Source organism: Caldanaerobius fijiensis DSM 17918 (genome assembly GCF_900129075.1).
GTDB lineage: Bacteria > Bacillota > Thermoanaerobacteria > Thermoanaerobacterales > Caldanaerobiaceae > Caldanaerobius > Caldanaerobius fijiensis.
Genome location: NZ_FQVH01000061.1, coordinates 1 through 6,336 on the forward strand (window position 1 = coordinate 1; position 6,336 = coordinate 6,336).

The 6,336-nt window shown below is 36.8% G+C and carries 7 protein-coding genes, 1 tRNA gene, 1 rRNA gene and 1 pseudogene; 8 read left to right on the forward strand and 2 right to left on the reverse strand.

Annotated elements, in window-relative coordinates:
* From BUB87_RS13515 to BUB87_RS13525, 3 genes are all read left to right on the forward strand, one after another.
* Window positions 1-242 (forward strand): 23S ribosomal RNA (locus BUB87_RS13515); the annotation flags it as partial.
* 29 nt (window positions 243-271) lie between these two features.
* Window positions 272-343 (forward strand) — tRNA-Asn (locus tag BUB87_RS13520).
* Between the two features lie 156 nt (window positions 344-499).
* Window positions 500-1,189: an endonuclease/exonuclease/phosphatase family protein gene (locus tag BUB87_RS13525; RefSeq protein ID WP_073346551.1), complete on the forward strand. Its 690-nt coding sequence runs from the start codon at window positions 500-502 to the stop codon at window positions 1,187-1,189.
* A 52-nt stretch (window positions 1,190-1,241) separates the two neighbouring features.
* On the opposite strand, the gene BUB87_RS13530 is transcribed toward BUB87_RS13525, so the two are convergent.
* Window positions 1,242-1,616, reverse strand: coding sequence for a carboxymuconolactone decarboxylase family protein (locus BUB87_RS13530; protein ID WP_073346553.1), 375 nt, complete (start codon window positions 1,614-1,616; stop codon window positions 1,242-1,244).
* 305 nt (window positions 1,617-1,921) lie between these two features.
* On the opposite strand from BUB87_RS13530, the gene BUB87_RS14465 reads away from it, so the two are divergent.
* The 5 genes from BUB87_RS14465 (at window position 1,922) to BUB87_RS13550 (ending at window position 5,820) form a co-directional block, all read left to right on the forward strand.
* A complete protein-coding gene (locus BUB87_RS14465) occupies window positions 1,922-2,065 on the forward strand; it encodes a hypothetical protein (protein WP_159432433.1) in 144 nt (47 codons plus the stop codon).
* 111 nt (window positions 2,066-2,176) lie between these two features.
* On the forward strand, window positions 2,177-3,052 hold the full coding sequence (locus tag BUB87_RS13535; protein WP_073346556.1) for a phosphate ABC transporter substrate-binding protein: 876 nt from the start codon (window positions 2,177-2,179) through the stop codon (window positions 3,050-3,052).
* 105 nt (window positions 3,053-3,157) lie between these two features.
* The gene (locus BUB87_RS13540) at window positions 3,158-3,628 is read left to right on the forward strand and encodes a COG2426 family protein (RefSeq protein WP_073346558.1); all 471 of its coding nucleotides are present in this window, start codon (window positions 3,158-3,160) and stop codon (window positions 3,626-3,628) included.
* 346 nt (window positions 3,629-3,974) lie between these two features.
* Window positions 3,975-5,249 carry an HD-GYP domain-containing protein gene (locus BUB87_RS13545; protein ID WP_073346561.1) on the forward strand — a complete coding sequence of 425 codons (1,275 nt, stop codon included), beginning with the start codon at window positions 3,975-3,977 and terminating at the stop codon, window positions 5,247-5,249.
* The gene (locus tag BUB87_RS13550) at window positions 5,239-5,820 is read left to right on the forward strand and encodes a DUF5317 domain-containing protein (protein WP_073346563.1); all 582 of its coding nucleotides are present in this window, start codon (window positions 5,239-5,241) and stop codon (window positions 5,818-5,820) included. Before BUB87_RS13545 ends, BUB87_RS13550 begins: the two co-directional genes overlap by 11 nt.
* 339 nt (window positions 5,821-6,159) lie before the next feature.
* On the opposite strand, the pseudogene BUB87_RS14280 reads toward BUB87_RS13550, so the two are convergent.
* A pseudogene (locus BUB87_RS14280) lies at window positions 6,160-6,336 on the reverse strand (IS110 family transposase); the annotation flags it as partial.

Below are 6,336 nucleotides of genomic sequence, written 5' to 3' on the forward strand. Positions count from 1 at the left end.
GAGAGGACCGGAAAGGACGGACCGATGGTGAACCAGTTGCAGTGCCAACTGCACGGCTGGGAAGCCAAGTCCGGGAGTGATAAACGCTGAAAGCATCTAAGCGTGAAGCACGCCTCAAGATAAGATTTCCCATACCGTAAAGGTAGTAAGACCCCTCGAAGAAGACGAGGTAGATAGGCTTAAGGTGTAAGAGCAGAAATGCTTTAAGCTGGTAAGTACTAATAGGTCGAGGCCTTGACCTTACATCCTCTATCCTCTCAAGGTCTAAAATTCCCCAGTAGCTCAATGGTGGAGCAACCGGCTGTTAACCGGTAGGTTGTAGGTTCGAGCCCTACCTGGGGAGTAGAGTGCAAGATAAAGAGAATATTTTATTTGTTAAAAAGAGCACGTATTTGAGGAGTGCTCTTTTTATTTTTATGAACATCTGATAGAGAAAGAGGGTTTTAAGACATAGAATATTTATAGAGAAAACAGATAATTAGAGGAGTGTGAATAAAAGTTGCAATTAAAAATAATGACATATAATATCCATGGAGGTAGAGATAGGTTCGATAAGCTAAGCCTTGATGAAATTGCTGAGGTAATAAAGTGGTCGAGAGCTGATATCGTCGGGCTTCAGGAAGTGGATGCATTTATGCCCCGTTCTTATATGTTAAATGAGATAAAATATTTGTCTAAAAGGTTGAATATGCATTATGTATATGGCCCTAATGTGAAGTTGGGTTTAGGGTTGTTTGGAAATGGTATTTTGAGTACGTTTCCTATAAAGACAAATCAAAATTATTTGTTACCCTCAAAAGGTGAAAGAAGGGGATTGCTTGTAGCTCGTATACAACTACCAGGAGAATTCATATGGTTTTTGACAACGCATTTGGGACTAAACGCTGATGAACGGGTAAATCAGGCTGAAGAAATTTTAAAAATAACAGGTGATATGGCCGATCCAATTATTTTAACAGGAGATTTAAATGAAATACCAGGATCTAGGGCCCATAGCTGTTTAAAGCGAAGGTTTTTTGATGTCTCGGAAACACTGTCATGTAAGTATTGTTCATTTGCTATGGGCGATGAACCTGATGTAATGATTGACTATATCATGTATACTGGAAATGTGACTGTAAAATCAATAAATGTTATCGAAGCACGGTGCTCAGATCATTTTCCGGTCATTTGCTCTATTGTTGTATAATAAATAGTTAATTTTTAAAGATGTTAAAAGATGTTATAGCGATTGAGATTGCTCAAGGTTTTATCATCATACCGTTATTAAAATGATTTGTGCCACCGACCAGATCTATAATGGACATTAATTCAACTAATTCCTCATCGGTAATACCAGATTCTTTAGCCATTTTTGTATATTGAGTTATGCACATCTCGCAGTTATTAAGGGTGGATATAGCTAATGCTATGAGTATCTTGGACTTTCTATCGATTTTTCCTGATCCCATGATAAGATTTACCTTTTGCACGTATAATTTTAGATAATCTGGCTTGTTTGCCATAGCACGTATTGTAGGAGGGACAAAGCCCATTTGAGATTTTACCTGTTCAAAAATTGCTTTTACCTCTGGTGTTGCTTCTTCATCGCTTATAAGTTTAATACTATTGGACATCATATCAACTCCTTTCTTGTTTTACCCCCTAAGATATGGGGTGTATATCATAATACACCACTACAATTATTATGTCAAGTGTGAATATATTTAATTCTCTTATGTTATTTATTATCCAGAATGAGTTACGTCTTACTGATTACTTAAATTTGTATCAGCATTATTTCCAATGTATAATTAAAAAGAACTTGACGCATCATAGATGAGGAGTTGAAGAATATGGAATATCTATTGTACATAGGCATTATTTTAATATCCACGAAGATAGGTGGCCTTTTAAGTAGGAAATTAAAACAACCTCTTCTATGGCACTCATGATATCCTATATGGAAGCTCTGAGAGTTGGCATAGGAATGGTTTCAAGGGGTGAAGTGGCCATGGTTCTTATTACTACTATGATAACGCCGGTTTTACTCAAGATGGTTTATTCTTCGGAGATTTTAGAATGATGGTAAAGAGCTCCAATTATAACATCTTTACAACTAATAATTTGTATATTATGATTATAGCAATAATAGGTGCTATTTAACTTGTAATGAAAATAAATGGAGGTGCTTTGCATGAAAGGAAGCAAAAGAATATTTACAGTCGTGGCAATGCTGTTGGTAGGACTATTAGTATTCACAGGTTGCGGTACCAAAAATAATGGTTCTAACTCAAATAGCAATGTTTCAGGTACTTTGACAATAGCTGGTTCAACGGCATTACAGCCTTTGGTTGAGCAGGCTGCTAACCAGTTTATGAGCAAAAATCCCAATGCCCAGATCACAGTACAGGGCGGTGGAAGCGGGAGAGGCCTTTCAATGGTAGCAGAAGGGAGTATCAATATTGGTAACTCTGATATATTCGCAGAGGAAAAATTAGATGCAACTGCAGCAAAGCAATTGGTAGATCATAAAGTGGCTGTGGTAGGCTTCGCCACGATAGTAAATCCCAAAATTACAATAGATAATCTTACAAAGCAGCAATTGATTGATATTTTTACAGGCAAGATAAAGAATTGGAAGGATGTCGGCGGACCTGATCAGAAAATTGTAGTTATAAATAGGCCTACAAGCTCAGGTACTAGAGTTACATTTAAAAAATATGCTTTAGATGGTAAAGAAGAAGCTCAAGGTTTAGCGTTAACAGAGGATTCATCAGGTGCAGTGAAAAAGACGGTGGCGGATACTCCGGGTGCGATAAGCTATGTGGCAATTTCTTACGTTGATGATTCCGTAAAAGCATTAAAGCTTGATGGTGTTGAACCTACTGTTGAAAATATAACATCAGGTAAATATCCAATCTGGTCATATGAGCATATGTATACAAAAGGCGAACCAACAGGTCTTGCCAAGGCATTTTTGGATTACATGATGAGCAGCGAGGTTGTTCCACTGATAAAACAGATGGGATACATTCCAATTTCTGACATGAAAGTATCAAGAGATAAATAAAATGAAGTTTTTAACTCTCATCCTTATTAAGGAGAGAGTTTTTTTATTATTGCATTAAAACGTATAAAATGGTATAATGAACCTGTTCTGATAAGGAGGTGTCTTATGCCTTTTACACTTTTGCAATCAAGACTTATCTTAATAAGCCTAGGAGCGACTCCACTTCTGGAACTGAGGGGTGCTATACCTGCAGGCTTTGCTATGGGCCTTGATCCAATAGAGGTTTTTTTATTTAGCGTTCTTGGCAATCTTTTACCGATACCGTTTTTACTTATATTATTTACACCATTGGTTAAATGGATAGAAACAAAAACACGATTTATAAAATTTGTGGATTTCATATATAAAAAAACGGTTGATAACAAAAAAAGCGATACCATAAAGAAATACGGGTATTTGGGATTAGCGCTTTTTGTCGCCGTTCCACTGCCAGGGACGGGGGCCTGGACTGGTTCTATGATCGCTGCTTTACTTCAGATGGACTTTAAAAAATCCTTTATAAGTATTGCAATTGGTACTGTTATTGCAGGGATACTCGTGACGTCGTTAATTTCACTGGGAATAAAGGTTTTTTAACAAAAGGTTAACAAAACCAAATTGCATAAAAAATGACAATGTGATATAATAAAAATAAGTTATCTTTATTACTTATATGTCTTAAAAACTTTTTGGATGAGGGGGGAGAAGAGGATGAAAAAATTGCTGCTGATAAAGATCCTTCTGGTCCTGGCTGCCCTGGCACTGGCAGGTGGCGCAAATTTTTATTGGGGCTGATTTTAGAGCACAAGCATATACCCCTTTATAAAGGGGTATATGCTTTTATATGCTTTGCACAGGTGAGGCTGTATAACTAAAAAACATTGTATAAGTGTCGTGGATATGATATAATTGCTTTAGCAATGTAGATGTATGGAGGAAAGTGATGCTCAATAAAAAAGTCCGCTTATATATATTGTTTGTGACGATTTGTGGCGTTTTGTTTATTTACTATTCATTGCTTCAAATAGATTACAATAGATGGGTGGATATTGTCTTATTTGGTGCTTTAGCTGCATTGGCGGAATCTTCCCCTATATATATATCCAAAGAGGTTACATTATCTGTAGCGTTTGCTATCGATCTTATGGCAATTGTCTTATTAGGTCCTTATAAGGGAGCCCTTGTCGCCGTATTAGGTTATGCATTAAAAGTTGATAAAGTTGATCACAGCAAGATAGTACATATATTTAACAGGCCTTTATATAAAAGCCTTTTTAATATTTCGCAGATAGCGCTGAGCACAGGAGCGGGTGGTATTGCATATATTTTGCTGGGTGGTATCATTGGAAAGCAGATAATACCTAATTATCTTGTGCCGGCGATTATCGGAGGATTGGTTTATTACGTTTTAAATTCTTTGATAATAAGCTATCTAATTACTTTGCTAAATGAAAAGCCATTTTTATATGTTTGGAGAAAAGACTTTAAATGGACTCAATCTGATATGTTATTCCTTATATTTGTGGGTATTATTATGGCTTCATCTTTTGTGCAGTACGGGTACATAAGTCTTGCACTGTTTTTCGTACCCCTTGTTATGATTCGCTATACGTTTAAACTTTACATGGATTCTAAGCAGTCTTATTATGAAACCATAAATGTGCTGATAAAGGCATTGGAGGCGAAGGATAGGTATACTGCAGGTCATTCAAAAAGCGTTGAGAAAATAACGAGACTTCTGTGCAAGGAATTTGGGGTAAGCGAGTATCTCACTGAAAAGGTTCAGATAGCGGCGCTGTTACACGATATAGGGAAAATTGGGATACCCGAAAATATACTCAATAAACCTGGCAAATTAACAGAAAGCGAATATAACGTTATAAAGTATCATCCTGTATATGGGTATGAAATATTAAAAGACGTAGCTGGCCTGAAAGATATATGCCTCTGGATAAGATATCACCACGAGAGATTTGATGGCAAAGGTTATCCTGACGGGAAAAAAGGTTATGAAATACCACTGGAATCTCAGATACTATCCATTGCTGATGTTTTTGATGCATTGGTGTCAGACAGGCCTTATCGTAAAGCCTTTAGTCAGGATGAGGCTTATAAAATAATCGTTGAAAGCAGTGAAAAACAATTTTCGCCTGATGTGATCAAGGCTTTTAAAAGAGCTTACGAGAAGCATAAGGAGGATTTCAAACATGATTTTTGACGCCCTGGGGCTTGCGTTGATATATGGATTGTTGACGAGAGGGAATTTTTACGGTATAGCCGATATAGTAATTAAAAAACCGCTTTTTTTTATACTGGGTTTTGGTGCTGAATTTGGGATGCTATACCTTTCTAGCAGGTTTCCGATAATAATGGTGTATAAAGCGTACATACACCTTTTTGACTATATAATGCTGTTTATAGGGTTGTGGTACAATCGAGATAATAAGTACATAAGGTTTATAGGAATAGGTGTAATTCTCAATTTTATTGTAATATTTGCAAACGGGGGGAGGATGCCTGTATCATTATCTGCTTTAAGAACGGCGGGTTTGAACAATTTGATACCTGATCTGGTTTCTAATCGTGTAGCAACACATCAGATTTTAAATAGCGGAACGCGGTTTAAATTTTTAGCTGATGTGATGGTACTTCCAAAGCCTTATCCACTTCCTAAGACATTCAGCATAGGGGATTTGTTTATTGCATCAGGTATTTTCGCCATGATTGCAAATGCAATGTCAAAAAGTAAAATGAAGGACAAATTCAAGTCTAAAAATCTATTGCATTAATAAATAATATAATGTATTATAATGATATGAAGTAGAGGGGAGTAGCTCGCCTGTTGGTTTAGTCAGTCGTCATCACGGATGTAATCCCGGCTGGCTATCAGTAAGACTGAGAGCGAGACCTTTACAGTATGTGTTATACTGTAGGGTCTCGCTTTATTTGCGTATTTTTAAATAACAATTGATAAGACAAGCGGTGTAATGTCAAGTAGTATTTTTTGGAACCTTGAAAAATAAAGGCCTCAAAAACTCTAAAAAAGGCAACACTTAATAAACCCACCATATATTGGATAATAATGGAAGGAAACTTAGCTGATATTCAGTTAAATGTATTTACTAAATCTATCCATTACCTCCCGGTTGGTAGATTTGGCCTTTGCTCAGCAAGGCAAAGACCAGTCTTACAAGCTTACGTGCCGTTAAGACGAGGGCTCTCTTATGCTGGTGTTTGGTAACCTCATTGTACTTCTTGCAGTAAAAATCAGCATACTCTTTTGCGTGTATCCTTACGCAATTGGC